Annotated in this window: 23 protein-coding genes; 16 read left to right on the plus strand and 7 right to left on the minus strand. The window is 71.1% G+C overall.

Annotation, left to right across the window (positions count from 1 at the left end; translation table 11 throughout):
* The first annotated feature begins 74 nt into the window (after positions 1-74).
* The 3 genes from AB0L65_RS14730 (at position 75) to AB0L65_RS14740 (ending at position 4,602) form a co-directional block, all read left to right on the plus strand.
* On the plus strand, positions 75-1,511 hold the full coding sequence (locus AB0L65_RS14730) for an N-acetylmuramoyl-L-alanine amidase (RefSeq protein WP_364244835.1): 1,437 nt from the start codon (positions 75-77) through the stop codon (positions 1,509-1,511).
* Positions 1,512-1,704: 193 nt separating this feature from the next.
* Positions 1,705-2,649, plus strand: coding sequence for a class 1 isoprenoid biosynthesis enzyme (locus AB0L65_RS14735; protein ID WP_364244838.1), 945 nt, complete (start codon positions 1,705-1,707; stop codon positions 2,647-2,649).
* Positions 2,650-4,602: a hypothetical protein gene (locus AB0L65_RS14740; RefSeq protein ID WP_364244840.1), complete on the plus strand. Its 1,953-nt coding sequence runs from the start codon at positions 2,650-2,652 to the stop codon at positions 4,600-4,602.
* Here the strand turns inward: AB0L65_RS14740 and AB0L65_RS14745 are convergent.
* The 3 genes from AB0L65_RS14745 to AB0L65_RS14755 form a co-directional block, all read right to left on the minus strand.
* Positions 4,514-5,194: a hypothetical protein gene (locus AB0L65_RS14745; protein WP_364244843.1), complete on the minus strand. Its 681-nt coding sequence runs from the start codon at positions 5,192-5,194 to the stop codon at positions 4,514-4,516. The genes AB0L65_RS14740 and AB0L65_RS14745 overlap by 89 nt on opposite strands.
* 126 nt (positions 5,195-5,320) lie before the next feature.
* A complete protein-coding gene (locus AB0L65_RS14750) occupies positions 5,321-5,815 on the minus strand; it encodes a hypothetical protein (RefSeq protein ID WP_364244845.1) in 495 nt (164 codons plus the stop codon).
* A 220-nt stretch (positions 5,816-6,035) separates the two neighbouring features.
* Positions 6,036-6,929: a MerR family transcriptional regulator gene (locus AB0L65_RS14755; RefSeq protein ID WP_364244847.1), complete on the minus strand. Its 894-nt coding sequence runs from the start codon at positions 6,927-6,929 to the stop codon at positions 6,036-6,038.
* 45 nt (positions 6,930-6,974) lie between these two features.
* Here AB0L65_RS14755 and rplK point away from each other — a divergent pair, with 45 nt between their 5' ends.
* From rplK to AB0L65_RS14790, 7 genes are all read left to right on the plus strand, one after another.
* Positions 6,975-7,400: a 50S ribosomal protein L11 gene (gene rplK / locus AB0L65_RS14760; protein ID WP_355194027.1), complete on the plus strand. Its 426-nt coding sequence runs from the start codon at positions 6,975-6,977 to the stop codon at positions 7,398-7,400.
* Between the two features lie 34 nt (positions 7,401-7,434).
* Positions 7,435-7,851, plus strand: a complete 417-nt coding sequence (locus tag AB0L65_RS14765; RefSeq protein WP_364244850.1) for an HIT family protein — start codon at positions 7,435-7,437, stop codon at positions 7,849-7,851.
* A gap of 221 nt (positions 7,852-8,072) precedes the next feature.
* A complete protein-coding gene (locus AB0L65_RS14770; protein WP_364244852.1) occupies positions 8,073-8,609 on the plus strand; it encodes a hypothetical protein in 537 nt (178 codons plus the stop codon).
* A 254-nt stretch (positions 8,610-8,863) separates the two neighbouring features.
* The gene (locus AB0L65_RS14775; RefSeq protein WP_364244855.1) at positions 8,864-8,971 is read left to right on the plus strand and encodes a keywimysin-related RiPP; all 108 of its coding nucleotides are present in this window, start codon (positions 8,864-8,866) and stop codon (positions 8,969-8,971) included.
* A 13-nt stretch (positions 8,972-8,984) separates the two neighbouring features.
* Positions 8,985-10,835 (plus strand): lasso peptide isopeptide bond-forming cyclase, encoded by a 1,851-nt coding sequence (locus AB0L65_RS14780; protein ID WP_364244857.1) that lies wholly within the window; start codon positions 8,985-8,987, stop codon positions 10,833-10,835.
* On the plus strand, positions 10,832-11,089 hold the full coding sequence (locus AB0L65_RS14785) for a lasso peptide biosynthesis PqqD family chaperone (RefSeq protein WP_350723274.1): 258 nt from the start codon (positions 10,832-10,834) through the stop codon (positions 11,087-11,089). The genes AB0L65_RS14780 and AB0L65_RS14785 overlap by 4 nt, the downstream gene beginning before the upstream one ends.
* On the plus strand, positions 11,086-11,541 hold the full coding sequence (locus tag AB0L65_RS14790) for a lasso peptide biosynthesis B2 protein (RefSeq protein WP_364244860.1): 456 nt from the start codon (positions 11,086-11,088) through the stop codon (positions 11,539-11,541). Before AB0L65_RS14785 ends, AB0L65_RS14790 begins: the two co-directional genes overlap by 4 nt.
* On the opposite strand, the gene AB0L65_RS14795 is transcribed toward AB0L65_RS14790, so the two are convergent.
* Together AB0L65_RS14795 and AB0L65_RS14800 are read right to left on the minus strand one after the other, a co-directional pair.
* Complete coding sequence (locus AB0L65_RS14795; RefSeq protein WP_350723278.1) at positions 11,505-12,167, minus strand: response regulator transcription factor; 663 nt, start codon at positions 12,165-12,167, stop codon at positions 11,505-11,507. The genes AB0L65_RS14790 and AB0L65_RS14795 overlap by 37 nt on opposite strands.
* Positions 12,164-13,291 (minus strand): histidine kinase, encoded by a 1,128-nt coding sequence (locus tag AB0L65_RS14800; protein ID WP_364244863.1) that lies wholly within the window; start codon positions 13,289-13,291, stop codon positions 12,164-12,166. The genes AB0L65_RS14795 and AB0L65_RS14800 overlap by 4 nt, the downstream gene beginning before the upstream one ends.
* Before the next feature lie 211 nt (positions 13,292-13,502).
* Here AB0L65_RS14800 and AB0L65_RS14805 point away from each other — a divergent pair, with 211 nt between their 5' ends.
* Complete coding sequence (locus tag AB0L65_RS14805; RefSeq protein WP_364244866.1) at positions 13,503-13,853, plus strand: DUF6223 family protein; 351 nt, start codon at positions 13,503-13,505, stop codon at positions 13,851-13,853.
* On the opposite strand, the gene AB0L65_RS14810 is transcribed toward AB0L65_RS14805, so the two are convergent.
* Positions 13,848-15,170 carry a cellulose binding domain-containing protein gene (locus tag AB0L65_RS14810; RefSeq protein ID WP_364244869.1) on the minus strand — a complete coding sequence of 441 codons (1,323 nt, stop codon included), beginning with the start codon at positions 15,168-15,170 and terminating at the stop codon, positions 13,848-13,850. The genes AB0L65_RS14805 and AB0L65_RS14810 overlap by 6 nt on opposite strands.
* A 119-nt stretch (positions 15,171-15,289) precedes the next feature.
* Positions 15,290-16,498: an ROK family protein gene (locus tag AB0L65_RS14815; RefSeq protein WP_364244872.1), complete on the minus strand. Its 1,209-nt coding sequence runs from the start codon at positions 16,496-16,498 to the stop codon at positions 15,290-15,292.
* A gap of 132 nt (positions 16,499-16,630) precedes the next feature.
* Here AB0L65_RS14815 and AB0L65_RS14820 point away from each other — a divergent pair, with 132 nt between their 5' ends.
* Genes AB0L65_RS14820 through AB0L65_RS14840 form a run of 5 tightly spaced genes read left to right on the plus strand, consistent with a single transcriptional unit; the run spans position 16,631 to position 21,024 of the window.
* Positions 16,631-17,683, plus strand: coding sequence for a substrate-binding domain-containing protein (locus tag AB0L65_RS14820; protein ID WP_355194000.1), 1,053 nt, complete (start codon positions 16,631-16,633; stop codon positions 17,681-17,683).
* A 54-nt stretch (positions 17,684-17,737) separates the two neighbouring features.
* Positions 17,738-18,712, plus strand: a complete 975-nt coding sequence (locus AB0L65_RS14825; RefSeq protein WP_364244875.1) for an ABC transporter permease — start codon at positions 17,738-17,740, stop codon at positions 18,710-18,712.
* Complete coding sequence (locus AB0L65_RS14830) at positions 18,709-19,464, plus strand: ATP-binding cassette domain-containing protein (protein WP_364244877.1); 756 nt, start codon at positions 18,709-18,711, stop codon at positions 19,462-19,464. The genes AB0L65_RS14825 and AB0L65_RS14830 overlap by 4 nt, the downstream gene beginning before the upstream one ends.
* Positions 19,465-19,489: 25 nt before the next feature.
* Complete coding sequence (locus AB0L65_RS14835) at positions 19,490-20,359, plus strand: sugar phosphate isomerase/epimerase (protein ID WP_364244880.1); 870 nt, start codon at positions 19,490-19,492, stop codon at positions 20,357-20,359.
* Positions 20,356-21,024 carry a nucleoside/nucleotide kinase family protein gene (locus AB0L65_RS14840; protein WP_364244882.1) on the plus strand — a complete coding sequence of 223 codons (669 nt, stop codon included), beginning with the start codon at positions 20,356-20,358 and terminating at the stop codon, positions 21,022-21,024. The genes AB0L65_RS14835 and AB0L65_RS14840 overlap by 4 nt, the downstream gene beginning before the upstream one ends.
* Positions 21,025-21,027: the final 3 nt, after the last annotated feature.

The raw sequence follows: 21,027 nt of genomic DNA on the forward strand, positions 1-21,027 counted from the left end.
GCGTCAAGTGGGGCGGCAAGGCCGGATCCAGCACGTACAACAGCCCGTCCGAGCACTGCGGGAGCTGAACCCTCGTGAACCTGCGCATTCTCCTGGCCGGCGCCGCCGTCCTGCCCCTGTCGATGCTGGTGGGGCAGCCGGCCGGGGCGGCGGCCGCCGATCCGATGACCGACGCGTTCACCAAGGCGGCCTCGACGTACGAGGTGCCCCGTGACCTGCTGGTCTCGGTGGCCTACTCCGAAACCCACCTGGACGGCCACCAGGGCCAGCCCAGCGCCGACGGCGGGTACGGCGTGATGCACCTGGTCACCGCCAAGACCCTCGACAAGGCCGCCACGCTGACGAAGAAGTCCGCTTCGGCGCTGAAGTCGGACGACGCGGCCAACATCACAGGCGGCGCGGCCGTCCTGCGTGCCCTCGCCGACGAGCTCAAGCTCGACGCCACCGCCCGCAAGGACGCGGGCAAGTGGTACCAGGCGGTCGCCAAGTACAGCGGCGCCTCCTCCCCCGCGGTCGCCCGGCTGTACGCCGACACCGTCTACGAAGAGCTCGCCAAGGGCATCCGCGCCACGACCCCCGGCGGCGAGAGCGTCACCGTACCGGCGAGCACCGTGACGCCCGATCGCGGCCCGTACGCCGACGCGGACGACCTCGACAAGCCCGGCACCCTCGCGGCGAGCACCGACTACCCGTCGGCCAGGTGGGTTCCGGCGCACAGCAGCAACTACGCCGTCTCCAACCGGCCCACCAGCGACGCGATCGACCGCATCGTCATCCACGTGACCCAGGGCAGCTACGCCGGCACGATCTCCTGGTTCCAGACCGGCCCCCGGCCGAACCCCACCTCGGCCCACTACGTCGTGCGCTCCTCCGACGGCGCCATCACCCAGACGGTCAGGGAGAAGAACCGGGCCTTCCACGCCGGCAACTACAACCGGCGCTCGGTCGGCATCGAGCACGAGGGCTTCGTCGACAACGCGACGTGGTTCACCGACACGATGTACCGCGCGTCGGCGGCGCTGACCCGCAACATCGCCGACCGGTACAACATCCCCAAGGACCGTAGCCACATCGTGGGCCACAGCGAGGTCCCGGGCGCCGACCACACCGACCCCGGCCGGTACTGGAACTGGTCCAAGTACATGCAGTACGTCACCGGCAGCACTGGCGGCGGCGGGGGCACCAACCCGCACACCGCCGAGTCCGTGTGCGGCACCGGCTACAAGGTGATCGACTCCGCCGCGCTCGGCACCAGCGGCACGGTCTACCTGACCTTCAACTCCGCCAACGGCAACAACTGCGTGGCCACGATCAAGAAGACCTCGCTGGGCAAGGCCACCGCCACCGCCGCCTTCCTGGAGGTCAAGGGCAAGACCCGGGCCACCGACACCGGCAACTTCGACTACTACGCCGGACCCATCCGGGCCACCGCCGCCGACAAGTGCGTCAAGTGGGGCGGCAAGGCCGGGACGAGCACGTACGAGAGCCCCTTCGAACACTGCGGCGGCTGATCCGCTGACCCTATGACCTGTGGCCGGATCGCGCGGGCTCGCGATCCGGCCACAGCTTTGCCGTGGGGCAATTGCGGCTGACGACACGCTGACGACGTCCGTGTCGGGCGAGGGCCGCCAACCGGGGAAAGCCGTATTTACCGTAGCCCGGTGCCGTGTCATCATGCGCTCACCGTCTGTCGATGGGAGCGTAGTGATTCGCGACCTACTGACCGTTCTGCGCTGTGCCCGGCTGGCGATCGCCCTTCCCGTCGCGCTCAAAGACGCCGTCGCCTGCGCTCCCGACGCCGTACGCGACTTCGAGCGCGCCGTGGAACCGATCGTCCGCGACGTGTTCTCCGAGCCCGAGCGCGAGGCGATGATCGACTCCCTGCGCGGCACCGCGCTGAGCTTCAACGTCGGCATCCATGCCTACGCCAGGATGGCGGGCCGGTCCTGTGACGGGGAGCTGGTCATGCTGGCCGGATCGGTCGCCCGGCTCTACGACGACATGATCGACAACGGCGGCGACCCGGCGATCGACTCGTGGGTGGCGTCCCTCTTCAAAGCCGACGAACATGCCGCCTCACGTGATCATCACCAGCGCCTGCTGGCCGCGCTCTACGCGGAGATCCGCCGCCGGGCCCCCGGCGAGCTCTGGCACACCGCGCTGCTCGAACTGCACGACTACCAGGTGCTCTCCCGCAAGCAACGCGATCCCGCGACCCCGGCGGCACAGCTCGGCAAGATCACTAGGGGGAAGGGCGGGCTGGCGGGCCTCGTACTGTTCGGCCTGGTGCATCCGGACATGAGCGTGGTGCAGCGCGACGCGGTGATGGAGGCGGGCGAGGCGCTGCAGCTCCTGGACGACTACCTCGACCAGGACGCCGACCTGCGTGCCGGCATCGGCACTTTGGTCAATCGGGGCGAGGTGAGCCTGGCCGAGGTGGGTGCCCGGCTGCTGGCCCTGCGACCCCGGCTGGCCGCCTGCTACGGGAGCGCCGCCGCCCGGCCCTTCGCCGCGACGCTCTTTCTCCTCCTGGCGGTCAACGTGCTCAAACGCCACCAGCAGGGACGTGCCAGGAGAACGAGAGACACCCCGCTGGGGCTGCTGCTGGCCGGCGGCAAACACGCCATCCCCCCGAAGAGAGCCTCATAGATGCGCAAGCTGAAGACGGCGTTCTTCGTCCTCCTCCCGCTGGCGTTCGTCCTTCTGGCGGTCGTACGGCTGGCGGTGGGCGGCTGGTCCAACGTCGAGGCGGTCATCGCCGCGGCCGCCCTCGTCGTGGCCTACATCGGCACCCTGCGCGCCGAGCGCCCGCCGGACGAGGCCTCCGACCTGGCCGACAGGCTGGCCGACCAGGTCATGCAGACGGCCAGGCGGGAAGCGGGCAACCGCGACGTCCCGGACAGCCGCGGCATCCCGATCCGCTGCGAGTCCGGCGGCGCCCTTCCCGGAACGATCGAGGAACTGGCCGACCACCTCCTCACCAAGAAGGGACCCGTGGTGGTGACTGGAGAGCGGGGCTCGGGCAAGACCACGCTCGGCCTGCTCCTCCCGCTGCGGATGTCCTCGGCGCAGCAGCGGCCGATCCCGGTCACGCTGCCGCTGTCGTCATGGGAGCCGCGGCTGACCCTGCGCGAGTGGGTGGCGCTGCGGCTGGCCGCCGAGTACCCGTTCCTGCGGGCCACTCCCCGCGCACTGGAACGGCTGATCGCGAACGGCAGCCTGCTGGCCGTGTTCGACGGTCTGGACGAGGTGCCGCCGGCGCGCCGTATCGAAGTGGTCAGGGCCATCGACGAGGGCTGGTCCCGCTCGTACGTGCTGACCAGCCGCGTCGAGGCGTTCACCGGCCCCGTCGCCCGCAGGCTCGCCGGGACGCCGGTGGCGCGGCTGCTGCCGGTGGACGCCGCGGGCGCCGCCGGATACCTGGAGTCGCGCTGGGGCGACGTGCCCGAGGCCGCCGCGCTGGTCGCCCGGCTGCGCGCGGAGCCGGCGGGCCCGCTGGCCGAGGCGCTCGACACCCCGTTGATGATCTTCCTGGCGGCGCGCACCTGCGAGAGCGGCCACACCCCGCGCATCGACGGCATCACCCCGCACATCAGGCAGGGCCTGGTCGCCGGGTTCGTGCCGGCCGTCTACCGGCCGGAACCGGAGGCCGATCAGCGGTGGAGCCCCGAGGAGGCGGCCCGCTACCTTCGGTTCCTGGCCGACTTCCTGCGCCGCAGGGGGACCCACGACCTGGCCTGGTGGGAGTTGCACCACACGCTGCCCCGCGCGGTGATCCCCGCCTTCCAGGCCGTGCTCGGGATGGCCCTCTTCGGGCCGCTCTGCGCCGCCGTGACCGCGCTGTTCGGGCTGGGGGCGGTCGGCTGGTGGTTCGTCCTGGCCATCGGGCTGGCCAGCGGATTCGCGGTGTCGCTGGCCAGGCAGCACTACCCGCGTGAGGCGCGGCCGAAGCTGCGCAAGACGCTGACCCGGCGCTACCTGCTGCGCCGCCTCGGCCAGGGCCTGGTGTGCGTGGTGCCCGGCATGGTGATCGTCCTGGTGCTGTACGACGGGGTGACCTACGCGCTCACCGACGGCGCGGTGTTCCTGGTCGGTTTCCTGGCCGCCTCCCTTGCCCTGGCCCCCGCCAATGTGGACAAGGCGGGCACGCCCGACGGCTTCCTGCGCAACGACCGGGCCGCTGTGCTGCTGGCCTTCGCCGCAGGGGGCCTGATCGGGCTCGCCATGGGCGCCTACCTCGGCTGGTGGATGGAGACCGGGCTGCGGGTCAGGGACCACGTGTGGCTGCTCGCCCTCGGCCACTGGCAGCAGACGCTCATCAGCGCCGCCAACGGCGCGGTGCTCGGTGCGGCCGGGTTCGGCGTCACGATGATGGCGCCGAGCGCGTGGGGGCGGTTCGTCGACGTCCGGGTGTGGTTCGCGGCGCGGCGGGTGCTGCCGTTGCGGCTGATGACCTTCCTGCACGACGCCTACGAGCGCGGGGTGCTCCGCCGTACGGGGCCCTACTACCAGTTCAGGCACGAACTCCTGCAGGACCAGGCCGCAACTGGGCCGACACCGCCGGAGTCAGCACCACCGGCCCCGCCAGCGACCAAGCCGTGACCCGGCCGTTCGCGCCGATGGCGTAGCTCGCCTCGGGGAAGCGCGCCCGGCCGCTGTCCGGTGCGAAGCGCGCGTACCGGATCTCCAGCTCCGCGCGCGTGCGGCGGACCCGTTCGACCGCGACGCGCCCGCCCGTCGCGGGCCGGTAGCCGAACTCCAGCACCACCTCTTCGTCAGGCGCGGCCCGCGTCAGCGCCTCCACGTCGCCCGGCCTGGTCAGGTCGCAGACCCGGCCGCCGACCGTACAGCGCAGGATGTCGAAGCCGTGCCCGCGCAGCACCCGCGTCTGCGCGGCCAGCCAGTCCGGCTCGAACCGGCGCTGGGCACGCGCCAGCAGGCGCAGCGCCATGACCCGGGCCACCACGTACGCCGCGGTCAACCAGGTGGCGGCGGAGAAGAGCGGATGCGGCGCGAAGGTCGCCGCCAGCGCGAGCGCGGCGGTGAGCACCGCCCAGCCGAACGTCGCCGCGGGGGCGCGCTCCGGCGACGGCCCGGCCAGAACTCGGCGCACCGTCACCGGCAGCCCCGGCAGCGGCACGAGCGGGACCGGCAGGTCGGGGCGGGAGTATTCGGGCCCGTAGGTGACCGGCATCTTGCCAGTATCACCTGAGACGCCGCCTGGCGTTACTGGCCTGCCGGCTCATCTCATTCTGTCGGACGCGGCACCGGCCCAGCCTGAAGGGCCGCGACCTCCGGATGTCGCGGCCCTCCTTCCGGATCAGCCGAACGGCTGGTTGTCCAGCGTGTTCACCTTCACTGCGGTGATCTTCACCTGCTTCATCAGCACCTGGGACGCGCCCGCCGGCTTGGAGCAGGCGAAGCTGAGCGGCCCCGTGCCGGGGTAGGTGTGCACGACGTTGAGAAAGATGCTGTGCCTGCTGTGCGGCGCCAGCGTCACCTCGGTGATGTCGCCGTCCGAGTTGGGACCCGTACCGATCGTGCAGAGGTAGTCGATCGCCGAGCCACCGGTGTTCTCGGCGTACAGCTTCGCGGTGATCGTGTACGAGCCCGTCCCCAGGAACCCGCTGAAGCCGGGGCTGAGGGCGTTGGAGTGGACGATCTCGTTGTCCCACCGGCTGATCACGTCCGGTGGCACCGCCTCGGCCGCGTTGACGTTCCCCGCCAGCAGCGCGCCCGCGGCCACGACGGCGGCCAGCGCGGACAGGCGCAGGCCACGGCGGCGGCTTGATGGGGCGGTTGTGGGCATGGTCATGTGAGTTTCTCCTGATGTGAGCCGTCCCCCTCGCGCGGACGCGCGAGCGGCCGCACGCTGTCGCCGGCCGAGGCGGCGGTCACCGGCTCGCGTGCACCCCGGAAAACTAGCCCTCGCGGTTTCGGAAGACCGCGCAAAAATAACCGCGCCGGCCGTGCCGGTCGTCATCGCGCTTTCGTCCACCGGCCCCGCACCGAAGCCCCCCGTACCAGGCACCCTCCTAGGGCCCCTCCAGGAAGTGGCGCAGCGTGGCCTCGATCCAGCCGTACGCGATCACCTGCTCCGGCGGCCAGGGCCGGCCCTCGATGATCGACACCAGCTTCCACAGCCTGGCCGCCCGCGGGTCGTGCTCGTCGAACGTGCGCAGCAGCTCCTCGCGACTCTGCCCCATCACCGCCAGGATCCGATCGAGGATCGGCTCGGATTCGGGTGAGCCGGGCTCAACGCCCGCCCGCGAAGCGGTCAGCGCCTCCCGCATGATCTGGGCGTTCATCTCGTGCCAGGCGTCGAAATCCCGGTCCTCCTCCCAGAACTCCGTGTTCTGCCGGCGCAGGCTGTCGCGGTAGCCCTCGTCGGCGAGCAGGTCGGCCAGCTCCAGCCAGGCGTCGAGCTGCGCGACGGTCGGCTCCTCGGGCAGTGCGGGGAGCATGGCGTCGCGCATCTGGGTCAGCCACTCGTGCCGCGCCTCGATGCCGCCGCCGACCTCGTCGACGAACTCGTCCAGCAGGATCTCCATCTCGGCCGCGCCGAGCCGGCCGAGCGCGTGGAGCCTGCTCAGATCCTCCTCGGCGGGATCGCCGTCCCGGGCGAGCGTCGCCCTGAGCACCGCCCTGGTCCGCTGAAGCGATCTGAGCTGCGTCTCGACCGCCTTGAGGTGAAGATCGAGTACGTCCCTCAGCCGGCGGTCGCCGAGCGAGCGGATCGTGGCCAGGTCGACCCCGATCTCCCTCAGCGTGCGGATCAGCTCCAGCCGCGCCCGGTCCTCATCACCGTAGAGCCGGTAACCGGAGGCGGTGCGCTCGCGCTCGGGCAGCACGCCCGCGTCCGAGTAGAAGCGGATCGTCTTCACGGGGAGGCCGGTCAGCTTCGCCAGGCGGCCGATCGTGTAGCTCATAATTCCCTTGAGTCTCCAGTAACTGGAGACTTTAGCGTAGCCGACATGGCGAAGCAGAAGATAGCCAGGGTCGTCACCCTGCACATTCAGGCCGGCGAGGCGGGCCCGGCGAACGTCGGCAAGGACCTCGGCCCGCTCGGCATCAACCTCATGGAGTTCTGCCGGCAGTACAACGCGCAGACGCAGGACCGGCGCGGGTTCGTGATCCCCGCGGTGATCACCGTGTACGAGGACAGGTCGTTCGAGGTCGTCACCAAGCAGCCGACCACCGCCTCGCTGATCCGGCGCGTCGCCGGGCTCGACGGCGGCAGCCCGCGCCCGGGCCACCAGAGCGGCGGCTGGATCACCCGTGCCCAGCTCCGCGAGGTCGCCCAGGCCAAGCTCCCCGACCTCAACACCGCCGACCTGGATCAGGCCGAGAAGATCGTCGCGGGAACGGCCCGTTCCATGGGCCTCACCGTCCGCGACTAGAACCAGGACGCCGCTCGGCCAGATCATGATGGGCATGGGAATCTGCGTTTTCTGCGAGATCATCGCCGGACGCGTCGAGGCCGGCGTCGTTCATGAGGATGACAGCGTGGTGGCCATCATGGACCACAAGCCGGCCACGGTCGGCCATGTGCTGGTGATCCCGCGCGTACACGTGGCCGGGCTGGCGGACGCCGATGACGCGGTCGGTACGGCGATCTGGCGCACCGCGCGGCGGGTGTCGGGCGCGTTGCGGGCATCGGGGCTGCGCTGCGACGGGGTGCGGTTGTCCCTGGCCGACGGGGAGGCCGCCGGTCAGGACGTCTTCCATCTCCACCTGCACGTGGTGCCGCGCTTCCCGGGAGACGGCGTGGTGGTCACCGCCGACTGGAAGAAACGGTCGCGGGAACTGCTCGACCAGGATGCGGCGCTGATCCGGGAAGCCCTTACGTGACTCCGCGAAAGCGTTCCTGCACTCGCCTGTTCCGCTGCACCCAGCTGCCCAAGAAAAGACGGTCTGATAATCACCTGTTTTGATCATTTCCATCTTTTTCTCCAAGTCGATCCCCGACGCGCGTTATCTCGCCTTCGAGCGGGTACCTCCAGCTCGCACCATCAGGGGGATGTGGCATTAAGTCCGATTCTTCCGAATCCGACCTACAGGGGAAGAAACAGATGATTAAGCACCGAAGCATCAGAAGCGCGCTGGCCTTTGCCGTGGCAGCGGCGGCGGCCAGTGGATTCGCGACTCTGACCTTTACGGCGTCGGCGGGCGCCACGGCCGGCACCAGCGTTCACAGCACGGTGGACACGGCGGCAACCGCGATCAACCTCGCCACCGATCCGAGGTCGGAGAAGGAAGAGCAGCCGACCCGGGCGCTCGACTCGGCCTTCCAGGGCGACCCGGAGGACCCGAAGAAGCCGCCGACCAAGTTCGTCGGGGTCATCCGCGACGACAGGGTCGCGATCAGGGACCCGCGGACGATGCCACAGTGGCATGACCTGACCGAGCTGCTGCCGCGCGACTTCGGCCGCCTGGTCGACATCACCCTGGCCGCGCCCGACGAAGGCGAAACCGTGCACATCACCGTGCTGAACGAGCGCGGCAAGGTGGCCCAGAGCAGGTGCACCGTCTTCCCGACCCCGGGCACGAAGGGGACGCCGGAGTGGCCCGAAAACTGCACCGACTTCATCGATCTCACGCGTAAGTGAGTCGCCTGATCCGCCGATGATGAATGCCGTGCCCGGGAAGCTTTCCGGGCACGGCATTCTTCGCTTTTTGCTACATTTTTGTGGCCGTACGGCACACATGGTTGTCCAATTGAGCAGATTTATCACCTCGTCGCCCGCGCCATTTTGGGCGATTTATGAGGAGAAAGCGCGCCATGACGTCATCCTGGACGAAACGGCTGCAGGCCATGCAAAGTCGTCGATGTAATGCATGGAGCGAGCCGAAAGGAAAACGCATGAAGCGTTACGAGAAGCCCCGTCTTATGGCAGCCGGATCCTTCCGCAAGGCCACCGGCTTCCTGGCCCTGCACGGCAACGACCGCCTGATCTTCAGCAAGAACTGAAATCGGACAGTCCATGCCCGACTGCGGCATGCTGAGCCGGCCGCACCACGGCGAGGCGTACTTCGTGGTCCTCCCTGACCACGAGGCCGCGCCCGCCGTGGCGGCGGTCCTGCGTACGGCGACTGCTCGCACCGTCACCTACGCCTCCGGACGGCCCTGGCTGGTCGGGCACTGGTCCGACGAGGAGATGACGGTGGCCGAGGCGGGCGCCACCAGGCTGGCGGTGATCGGCCGCTGCGCCTTCGACGCCGAACGGCTGGCCGCGGAGGCGAGCCGGCTGCGTGACCCGGCGCACCTCGACCTCCTGGCCCGGACCCTGCCCGGCAGCTTCCACCTCGTCGCCGCGCTGGACGGCCGGTTACGCGTCCAGGGCACCGCGTCCGGGCTCCGGCTGGTCTTCCACGCGCGCGTGAACGGGCTCACCGTCGCCTCCGACCGCGCCGACGTCCTGGCCGCCGCCACGAGGGCCGAGCTCGACGTGCGGCGCCTGGCCGTACGGCTGCTCTGGCCCGTCCCCCACCCCCTGCCGCACCTCCCCCTCTGGCCGTCGGTCACCGCCGTCGAACCCGGCCACCACCTGACCGTCGCGACGGACGGGGTGACCGCGGGGCATCGCCGCTGGTGGACGCATCCCGAGCCCGTCCGTACGCTGGCCGACGCCGCCGAGGACGTCCGGCGGGCGCTCGACGACGCGGTCGGCGCGCGCACCAAAGCGGGCGGCACGGTGAGTTTCGACCTGTCCGGAGGGTTGGACTCCACGTCGCTGTGCTTCCTGGGCGCCGCCCGGCAGGAGGCGCACCTCATCGCCTCCACCTGGCCGGGCCGCGACCCGGCCGACGACGACCTGGCGTGGGCCCGGCGCGCGGCGGCCCACCTGCGTGGCGCGGAGCATCTGGTCTGGCCGGCGGAGGAGTCGCCGCTGGTCTACGAGGACCTGCTGAGAGTCGACGACACGCTGGACGAGCCGACCATCGGCGTCATGGACCGCGCCAGGGTGCTGGCGCACCTGCCCCGGCTGGCCGCCAGGGGCAGCAGGCTGCACGTGACCGGCATCGGCGGCGATCACGTGGCCTGGTGCTCGGAGGCGAGCTACCACCGGCTGCTGCTCAGGCGGCCGATGCTGGCGATCGGGCGGCTGCGCGGTTTCCGCGCGCTGTTCCACTGGCCGTACGGACCGATGCTCCGGACGCTGGCCGACCGCCGCTCCTACCGCCGCTGGCTGGCCGGCTCGCTCGCCGACCTGCGCGCCCCGCTGCCTCCGCCGGTGTCCGGCGCGCTGGGCTGGGGGGTGCCGCCCCGGCTCTTCCCGTGGATCACCCAGGAGGCGGGCCGCCTGGCCGCCGAGGTGCTCGCCGAGACCGCCCCGTACGCCGAGCCGCTGGGAGCCGACCGGGGGCAGCACGCCGACCTGCACGCCATCCACGACACCTGCCGGATCATCCGCCAGTGGGACCAGATGAGCGTCCGCGCGGGGCTGCCGATGGCCTCCCCCTTCCTCGACGACCGGGTGATCGAGGCGTGCCTGTCGGTACGCCCGCAGGACCGGGTGACGCCGTGGCGCTACAAACCCCTCCTGACGACCGCGATGCGCGGCGTCGTGCCAGAGGAGTGCCTGCGGCGGACCAGCAAGGCGGAGGCCTCGCTCGACGCCGCCGAAGGTCTGCGCCGCCACGGCCCCGACATGCAGGCACTCTGGGCGGACTCCCGGCTGGCCCGGCTCGGACTGGTGGACACCGCCCTGCTCAAGGACCTCACCGCGCACCCCGACACGCCGGGACTGCGGGAGGCGATCCTGTACTCGACCATCGGCTGCGAGGTCTGGCTGCGGACCCTGGAGCCGTTCGACAAGGAGGACGGCAGATGAGCCTGCGGCTGAGCGCCGATGTGTCCACCGCCGACACCGACTACGGCATCGTGCTTCTCAACCAGCGCAACGGCGACTTCTGGCAGCTCAACCCGAGCGGCGCGCTGGCCGTGCGCCGGCTGCTGGACGGCGACACCACGGAGCAGGCGGCCGCGGCCCTGGCGGCGGAGTTCGAGGTCGGGCACGGGGAGGCCCTGGAGGATGTGCTGGCGCTGCTGGAGCAGCTGCGGGCTGCCGGGTTGGTGGCGCCGTGACCGTTCCGAGCGCGCTGGAGCGGCCACAGGGGGTTCCGTGGCGGGCCAGGCTGGCGGCGCGGATGGCGGTGGGAGCGGCGTTCTCGCTGGCGGTGCTGCCGCCGCGGCGCCTGCGTAGCGTGCTCACCCTGCTCAGCCGGCGGGCCAGGCCCGCCACGTACGCCGAGGCCAAGGACGCCAAGGACGCGGTGCTCGCGGTGAGCCTCACCTGCCTGGGCGTGCACGGCTGCCTTCCCCGGTCACTGGCCACCGCCCTGCTGTGCCGGATGCGGGGGTCGTGGCCGACGTGGTGTACGGGTGTCCGGGTGCGACCCCCGTTCGGGGCGCACGCCTGGGTCGAGGCGGAGGGCAGGGCGGTGGACGAGCCCACACCGGAGGGCTATCTCGCCCCCTTGATCACTGTGGCTCCGAGAGGTCAGGAGTTGCGGGGGACCACCAGGCCGGATTCGTAGGCGAAGACCACGAGCTGGGCGCGGTCGCGGGCATTGAGCTTGGCCATGGCCCGGTTGATGTGGGTTTTCGCGGTCAGCGAGCTGATCGCCATGCGGTCGGCGACCTGGTCGTTGGACAGGCCCTGCGCGACCAGGGCGACGGCCTCGCGTTCGCGGCCGGTCAGCTCTTTCAGCCCTGTGCCGGTGGCGGCGTGGAGCGGCTGGGTGACGTACCGGTTGATCAGCTTGCGGGTGATCGACGGTGCGAGCAGGGCGTCGCCGCGCGCGGCGACGCGTACGGCGTGCAGGAAGTCCTCCGGCACGATGTCCTTGACGAGGAATCCGGCCGCGCCGGCGCGCAGCGCGTTGAAGACGTACTCGTCCAGGCCGTAATTGGTCAGGATGACGACGTGCACCCCGGCCAGGGCCGGGTCGGCGGCGATGCGGCGGGTCGCCTCGATGCCGTCGACGACCGGCATCCGGACGTCGATGAGCGCGACGTCGGGCAGGTGCTGCCTGACCAGGTCCAGGCCCTCCTTGCCGTCGGCGGCCTCGGCCACCACCTCGATGTCGTCCTCCAGGTCGAGCAGCGCGCGGAATCCGCTGCGGAGGAGCGGCTGGTCGTCGACCAGCAGGACACGGATCATGACGTACGGTCCACGGGAAGTTCGGCCTGGACGGTGAAGCCGCCCTCCTCGCGCGGTGCCGCGCGCAGGCGACCGCCGAGCGCGGTGACCCGTTCGCGCATCCCGAGCAGGCCGACGCCGGGCGGCGGGGCGGCGTCCGGGGTGGCCCTGCCGTCGTCGTCGATGCGGACCGCGAGGGCGTCGGGACGGTAGTCGATCCGGACCGACGCGGTCGCGGCGGCGGCGTGACGGGCGACGTTGGTCAGGGACTCCTGAACGATCCGGTAGACGGTCCGGTCCACCGCGGCCGGCACGTCGTGGCGCTGTCCCCCGATCGTCAGCGTCGCGTCCAGGCCGGCCGTCCGGGCCCGTTCGACCAGCTCCGCGACGTCGTCGAGCCCACGCGGCGGGCTCGTGTCGTCGTCGCGCAGCGCCTCCAGGGTCGCGCGCAGCTCCCGGGTCGCCTCGCGTCCGGCTTCCTGGATCGCCAGCAGGGCCTCGGGCACTGGTTCGCCCCTTTTGCGGGCCACGTGGACGGCGACCTCGGCCTGCACCTTGATGATCGAGATCTGGTGGGTGAGCGAGTCGTGCAGCTCCCGCGCGATGTGCAGCCGCTCCTCGTCGGCGCGGCGCCGCGCGGTCTCCTCCCGGGTGCGCTCAGCTTCGTCCGCCCGCCGCTCGGCCTGCCGCAGCGCCTCGCCCGCGGCGCCGGCCGCGACCAGCCAGGCCAGCTCCAGAGCGCCTCTGGCCTGCGCGAACGCCTCGCCCGTGTCGTGCAGCCCCGAGGCCAGGGCCGCGAGGGGCAGGACTGCCAGCATGGCCACGCTCACCGCCACCGTGACGGCACGGTGTCCCGACCGCACGGCCGCGTACACCGCGAACAGGTACGCGACGGCGGGCACATCGAACCCGGCCGCCTGGTAACCCGCCGCGCACAGCCCGGTGACGGCCAGGACGGGAACCGGGGCCCGGCGGCGCGCGGCCAGCGCCAGGCCGCCGGCCGCCAGCAGCGCGTAGCCGAGCAGGTCGAGGTAGGTGGCGGAGTGCTGCCCGGACAGCCCGGTGACCAGCAGCGCCGCGGCCACGCCCCCGGCGATCGCCCAGTCTGTGACAGCCGCCGGGACGCCGAACCGTCCTGTGCTCATGCGCGCACCTTAGCCGGATACCGCCGTGGGCGACTCCACCGCACGGATGAGCGGCCGGCTACCGCACCCGCGGTACCTGCGCGGCTTGTGCGGCATTCGCGGTAGTCGGCTGCGGCATCGGCGGCACCGCGAACTGCCCACGTCAGGCGGACGACCGGCGACGGCTCCGGCGGACATGCTCGACATCCGGTCGTAGGAGAAGGAGCACCTCATGATCATTCGTCATCTGCTCGCCACAGCCCCGGACGTCAGCGCCTATGACCTGACCCCCGGGCGTCTCTGGTCCGTGGTGGCCATAGCGCTGGGGCTGGCCGGCGTGGTCCTCGGCGGGCTGGCCCTGGCCCGCTCCACCGGTCGTACCAGGGCCTTCGTGGCCCTGGCGGCGGGGCTGGCCGGCGCGGTCGTCGGCGGGCTGGTCGTGGCCGCCGCCCAGGGTGGTCCGGGCACCGGCTACGGAATAGTCGGGGGCTTCATCGCCCTGCTGGTGGGGCTGGTCGGCGTGGCCCTCGGCGGGCTGGCCCTCACTCGCTCCCGCCGCTCCACCGCGCCGCCCGGTCTATGAGCAGGTGATGCCGGTCGGGGCGGCCGTGGACGGGCCGTTGGCCTGGTAGCCGAAGGTGGCCGTCGCGCCCGCCGCGAGGCTCGTGGCCCAGCTCGGCGCCTTGATCGTCCACGTGGCGCCCGACGATGTGACGGTGGAACCCCAGCCGTTGACCAGGGACACGCCGGCCGGCGCGGTCCATGTGATCGTCCAGTTGTTCCAGGTCGTGGTGCCCGTGTTCTTCACCGTCACGTTGGCCGTGAAGCCGCCCTGCCAGGAGCTGGCGACCTGGTGGTTCACGCTGCAGGAGACGCCGGTGCCGCCCGTGGGCGTCACGGTGGGAGTCACCGTGGGAGTCACCGTCGGGGTCGGCGTGGGCGTGGAGGTCTGGCCCTGTGAGGTGGTGTAGGTGACCTTGGTGTACGGCGAGCCGCACTGCGGGGTGCAGGCCAACGGCAGCGAGAAGCTGTACACGCGCCCGCCGTTGATCAGCGTGTCCGTGGCGTCCCGCACCCGGATCTGGAACTGGCCGCCGCCCGACGTGGTCCCGCCGATGACGTAGGACTGGCCCATGTCGCCGTTCATCTGGGCCGTCTGCCAGGCGCCGTTGGCGTAGTACTCGACGCCGTGGATGCCGTTGGCCAGGTGCGAGACGGAGATGGCCGGCCACCAGACCTGGGCACCCTGCAGGAAGCCGATGTTGATGTCGCCGCCGTAGTTGGGCGCGGGGACGAACGACCAGGTGACGTGCCGGTTGTTCCAGTGGTTGGGGTACATGTCCCCGATCGCGCCGCCGTTCTTCACGAACCGGTTGAGCGAGTCCTTGGACAGGTCCAGATGGTAGGGATCGTCGCGGCACCAGCCGTTGGAGTCACCGCAGCTGTCGGCGACGAGCATGGTCAGCTTCGCGCCGTTGTAGGCATCGGAGACCCAGGAGCCGTTGCGGCAGAACGCCTGGTTCGGTGCGCCGTCGTTGGTGCCCGTGCAGTAGTCGCTGATCTCGACCTGCACGTAGCGGCCGCAGTTGAGGCCGTTGTTCCATAACCCGGCCTTGCTGAGGTTGGCTCCGGTCAGCGGCCGGGGATAGAAGGCGTAGTCGCCGGGGGTGTTGTAGACGTTGAGCGCGACGAAGTCCTGCGAGTCGAGGTTCGCCTGGGGCATCCCGCAGCCGCCGTACGGCGAGCCGAGTCCGTCGAAGTAGGTGGCGTTGCCGGTCACCGGGCCGGGCGGGTCGGCGACCGCACCGGCGGACTGTTCCGTCAAGGACACGAAGGCGCAGAGCACGACCAGGAAACCGGGAAGCAGGATGGCAAGCAACCGGCGACGAACGTAACTCATCGGACTCCCAACCCAGAAAGGTTCGGATCGACTCTTTCCGCGGAGCTACGGCCCGGTCAAGCACAGGCGATCGCGACCTGGGCGAACACGCCGGAAAGCCTGTAACTTTCATCGGCTCGCTATGCCACGGCGCCGTCCACGAGCTGCTGGACCCGCGCGGGGGTGTAGATGCCGTCGACCAGCAGCTGCGCCAGGCCGAGCACGCCCGCGTGCGGGTCGAGGTCGCTGCGCACGATCTGCAGGTTGCGGGTGGCCAGCGGGAGCGAGCGCCGGTAGACGATCTCGCGGATGCCGGCGAAGAGCTGCTCGTCGGTGTGGGCGAGCTGCCCGCCGATGACGATGACGCGCGGGTTGAACAGGTTGACCGTGTCGGCGATCGCGCCGCCGAGGATGCGGGCCGCGCGCCGCGCGAGCCGCACCGCGACGAGGTCGCCGCTGCGGATCAGGCGTACGGCGTCGTCCACGGTGGTCACGTCGCGGCCCGCCTCGCGCAGGTCGCGCACGATGGCCCAGCCCCCGGCGTACGCCTCGACGCAGCCCGCGTTGCCGCACCGGCAGATGGGCGGCTCGGCCACGTCGTCCACCGTGACCTGGATGTGGCCGACGTCGCCGGCCGCGCCGTCGGCGCCGCGGTGCACCTTGCCGCTGGCGATGAGGCCGGTGCCGACGCCGGTGCCGATCTTGAGCATGAGCAGGTGGGGCACGTCCGGGTAGCGCAGCCGCTGCTCGCCGTACGCCATGGCGTTGACGTCCTTGTCCACCAGGACGGGGCAGTCGAAGCGGGAGCGGAACCAGCCGGGGATGTCGTAGCGGTCCCAGCCGGTCATGATCGGCGGGCTGACGACCCGTCCGGTCTCGAAGTCCACCGGGCCCGGCACGTCGAGCCCGATGCCGAGCACCTCGCCGGGCTTGCGCCTGGCCGCAGTGAGGACCTCGGTGAACAGCTCGTCCACGACGGTGAGGATGGCCTGCGGGCCCGCCGTCACCTCGGCGCGGACCTCGCGCTCGGCCCGCACCTCGCCGGCCAGGTCGCACACGGCGGCCCGCAGGCCGGTCGCGCCGATGTCGGCCACCAGCAGCACCCCGCGGTCACGGTTGACCACGAACTGGCCCGCCGGACGGCCGCGGGTGCGCGCCTCCTCCTCGGCGGGCATCAGCAGACCGGCCGCGAGCAGGCCGTCGAGCCGCTGGTTGACGGTGGTGCGCGACAGGCCGGTGTGGCGCATCACGTCGGCCTTCGTCAGGCCGTCGGGGGCGTCGCGGAACAGGCTGAGGATCTCGCCTGAGCTGGCTCCCCGCCACACGCCGGGCAGGCTCGGTGCATCCATACGGGTCACTCTAGCTATGTCTCCTACTAGACGGAAGTTAGCCATGTTTCGACATAAAAAGTCGAAAGGAGTGTTGCAATCTAACGGAAACACTGGTTACGGTCATGCCATCGACGCTGAAAGGGGCATCCGATGATGGCCAACACCCGAGGTCGCCGCACCGCGGCCCTCAGCGCGGTTCTCGCTGCGGGCGCGCTCGCGCTGGCTGCCTGCGGCTCCAGCGAGACCACCGGGAGCACCCCCGTGGCCGGGGAGGCGGGCACCGCGACACCCAAGATCGCCGCCGTGATCAAGGGCCTGGACAACCCGTTCTTCCAGACGATGAAGCAGGGCATGGACGACCAGGCCGCCACGGCCAAGGTGCCGGTCACGGTCCAGGCGGCCAACGCCATCACGGACACGACCGGCCAGGCGGACAAGCTCAACGGCCTGGCCGGGCAGGACTTCTCCTGTTACGTGGTCAACCCGATCTCCGGCACCAACCTGGTCCAGGGCCTGGCCCAGCTCTCCGCCCAGAACAAGACCGTGGTCAACATCGACAGCCCGATCGACGCGGCGGCGGCCAAGAGCGCGAACGTCAAGCTCGCGACGTACATCGGGACCGACAACGTCGAGGCCGGCAAGACGGCCGGGCAGCGCATGACCGAGCTGCTGGCCGACGGCGGCGACGTCGCGGCCATCGGCGGCATCGCGGGCGACGTGACCAGCGGCGCCCGGGTCGAGGGCTTCAAGCAGGGCCTCGGGCCCAAGGTCAAGATGGTGCAGACCGTCGCGGCCAACTGGGAGCGGCAGACCGCGCTCACCGCCGCCACCGACGTGCTGCAGGCGCACCCCGACCTGGCCGGATTCTTCGTCGCCAACGACGACATGGGGCTGGGCGTGGCGCGCGCCGTCGCCAACGCGGGCAAGGCCGGCAAGGTCAAGGTCATCAGCGTCGACGGCATCAAGGACGCGCTCGACGCGGTCAAGGCCGGCACCCTGGACGGCACCGTCGCCCAGTACCCGTACGCGATCGGGCTGATGGGCGTGGAGGCGTGCCAGGCGGCGGCGACCGGCAAGACGCTGCCCGCCAACGTCAAGGCCCCGGTCGAGCTGGTCACCAAGGAGAACGCGGACAAGGCGCTGGCGGCCACACCCAAGCCGTTCGGCAGCTACGACGACCCGTTCGCGTCCCTCATCAAGTAGCGCCTACGCCGTCCTGCCCGGCCGTCCGGCCCGGTGGGACGAGGAGTGACAGACATGGCAAACGCAACGCTCGCGGCCCGCGACGGAGAGCACTGGGCCGCGAAGCTGAAAGACGTCGGGTTCTGGGCGGAGTGGGCGGCCCTCGTCGGACTGGTCGTCCTGGTGATCGTGTTCCAGGCGCTCAATCCGACCTTCCTCAGCCCCGGCAACATCACCTCCATGCTGCTGGCCGCCGCGATCCTGATCGTGCTGGCCGTGGGCCAGACGTTCGTGATCGCCACCGCCGGCATCGACCTGTCGATCGCCTCGGCGATGACGCTGGGCGCGGTGGTCTTCGGCCAGGCGTACACGGCGCAGTGGGGGCTGGCGCTCTCCTGCGTGGCGGGCGTGCTCGCCGCGGCGGTGGCGGGCCTGGTCAACGGCATGATCACCGCCTGGGGGAAGATCGCGGACTTCATCGTGACGCTGGGCATGCTCTCGGCGGCCTCCGGTCTGGCGCTGATCCTCTCCGACGGCAAGCCGGTCACGATCATCGACCCGGCGCTGCTCGCCCTGTCCACCGGGAGAGTGGGGATCTTCGGCTACTCGTTCCTGATCGCGATCGTGGTCGCGATCGTGGCGCACGTCGTGCTGTTCCACACCAGGTTCGGCACCCACGTGCTGGCCACCGGCGGCTCGCCGGAGTCGGCCAACGCGATGGGCATCAGCACCCGGCGGATCAAGATCGCCGTCTACGCCATCAGCGGCGCGCTGGCCGGGCTGGGGGCGCTGCTCCTGGTCGCCCGCGTCGGCGCGGCCGAACCCGCCTCCAACACCTCCTTCCTGCTCAACTCCGTGGCCGCGGTCGTGCTCGGCGGGGTGAGCCTCTTCGGCGGGCGGGGCACCATCATCGGCCCGGCCATCGGCGCGCTGCTGCTGGTCGCGCTGGTCAACGGGCTGACCCTGCTCGGGGTCTCCCAGTTCTACCAACCGCTGGCCGTCGGCGTCGTCGTGGTGCTGGCCGCCCTGCTCACAAGGTTCCAGCGATGACCGAGAACGGCACTCCCCTGCTCGAGACCCACGAGGTCTCCCTGGCCTTCGGCAGCGTACGCGCGCTGGCCGACGTCTCCCTCACCCTGCGCCGAGGCGAGATCACCGCGCTGGTCGGCGACAACGGCGCGGGCAAGTCCACCCTCGTCCGCTGCATCTCCGGCATCCACCGGCCGCAGAGCGGGCGCATCGTCTTCGACGGCGCCGAGACCGACTTCCGCTCCCCGGAGGACGCCCGCGAGGCCGGGATCGAGACCGTGCACCAGAACCTCGCGCTGGTGGAAGACCTCACGGTGTGGCAGAACCTGTTCCTCAACCGCGAGATCGTCCGCAGGTTCGGCCCGGTCGCCCTGCTCGACCGGCGCGCCATGCAGGCCCGCGCCCGCGAGATGGTCTCCACGCTCGCCGTCAACGTGCCCGCGGTGAAGTCCCGGGTACGCCGGCTCTCGGGCGGCCAGCGCCAGGCCGTGGCCATCTGCCGCGCCGCCGGGTTCAGCTCCAAGCTCGTGATCATGGACGAGCCCACGGCCGCGCTCGGCGTGCAGGAGACCGCCCGGGTCGAGGAGCTGATCCTCAGACTCCGCGACGAGGGTCACGCGGTCCTGCTCATCAGCCACAACTTCGCCCAGGTCATGCGGCTCAGCCAGCAGGTGTGGGTGATGCGGGCCGGGCGCTGCGTGGGCGGGCGGCGTACGGCCGATACCACCGGCGAGGAGATCGTCGCCCTGATCACCGGCGCGCTCAGCAACTGACGCCCCAGAAAGGCAATCCACTCAGATGACCACCAACCCCATCGGCGTCCACGCTCTCGTCTGGGTCGGCGACACCGGCCCGGACTCGCTGGCGTACGCGATCGACAAGACCAAGGCGACCGGCTTCGACCTGCTGGAGATCTCGCTGCACGACTCGGCGAACCTCGACGTCGCCGCCGCGCGCGAGGCGCTGCGTACGGCCGGGCTGGGCGTGGCCTGTTCCCGCGGCCTCGCCTTCGACGCCGACGTCTCCAGCGACGACCCGGCCGTGGTCGAGCGCGGCGAGAAGCTGCTGCACGACTCCCTGGCCACGACCCGCGAGCTCGGCGGCACCCACTTCACCGGCGCGCTCTACAGCGCGCTCGGCAAGTACGGCCGCCCGCTCAGCGAGGCGGGGCGGCGCAACGTGGTCGTGGTGCTGCGCCGGCTGGCCCAGGAGGCGAGCGGCCACGGCATGACGCTCGGCCTGGAGATCTGCAACCGGTACGAGACCAACGTCATCAACACCGCCCGGGACGCGCTGCGGCTCGCCGACGACATCGGCGAGGACAACGTCCTGATCCACCTCGACACGTACCACATGAACATCGAGGAGGACGACCTCGTCCGCCCCGTGCGCGAGGTCGGCGACCGGCTGGGCTACGTCCACATCGGCGAGAACCACCGTGGCTACCTCGGCTCCGGCCACCTGGACTTCACCGCGTTCTTCCACGCCCTGGGCGACATCGGTTACCAGGGGCCGATCACCTTCGAGTCGTTCTCCTCGGCGGTCGTGATGGAGGGGCTCTCCAACGACCTGGCGATCTGGCGCAACCTGTGGGACGACGGCGAAGACCTCGCCCGGCACGCCCGCGCCTTCATCGCCGGCCACCTCCACACCAGCCCGGCCCGATGAGCCTGGACGACCTCCTCGCCCGGGCCCGCGCCTGGGGCGGCCGGCGGGCCCTGCTGGGCATCACCGGCGGCCCCGGCGCGGGCAAGACCACGCTCGCGGTGACCCTCACCCGCCTGCTCCGGCAGGAGCCGCCCCCCGGCCTCACCGCCGACTGGGTGGCCCACGTCCCGATGGACGGCTTCCACCTGGCCGACGTCGAACTCGACCGGCTCGGCCGCCGCGACCGCAAGGGCGCCCCCGACACCTTCGACGCCGCCGGCTACGCCGCCCTCCTCCGCCGCCTGCGCGAGGACGAGGAGGACGTGGTCTACGCCCCCGCCTTCGAGCGCGACCTGGAGCAGCCCATCGCCGGCAGCATCCCGGTCCCCCGCGCCGCCCGCCTGATCATCACCGAGGGCAACTACCTCCTGCTCGACGAGGGCGACTGGGGCCGCGTACGCCCCTGGCTGGACGAGGTCTGGTACTGCGATCTGGACCACGCCGAGCGCGTGGACCGGCTGGTCACCCGGCACATCCGCTTCGGCAAGCCGCCGGAGCACGCGGTGAGCTGGGTGGCGGAGGTCGACCAGCGCAACGCCGATCTGATTGCCACCACGAAGCCGAAGGCGGACCTGATCGTCCCCGACGCCGTCATCCGGTCGATCGAGCATCCCGGCGGCATGTGACTT

Source organism: Nonomuraea sp. NPDC052116, from assembly GCF_040680035.1.
GTDB classification, from domain to species: Bacteria; Actinomycetota; Actinomycetes; order Streptosporangiales; family Streptosporangiaceae; genus Nonomuraea; species Nonomuraea angiospora_A.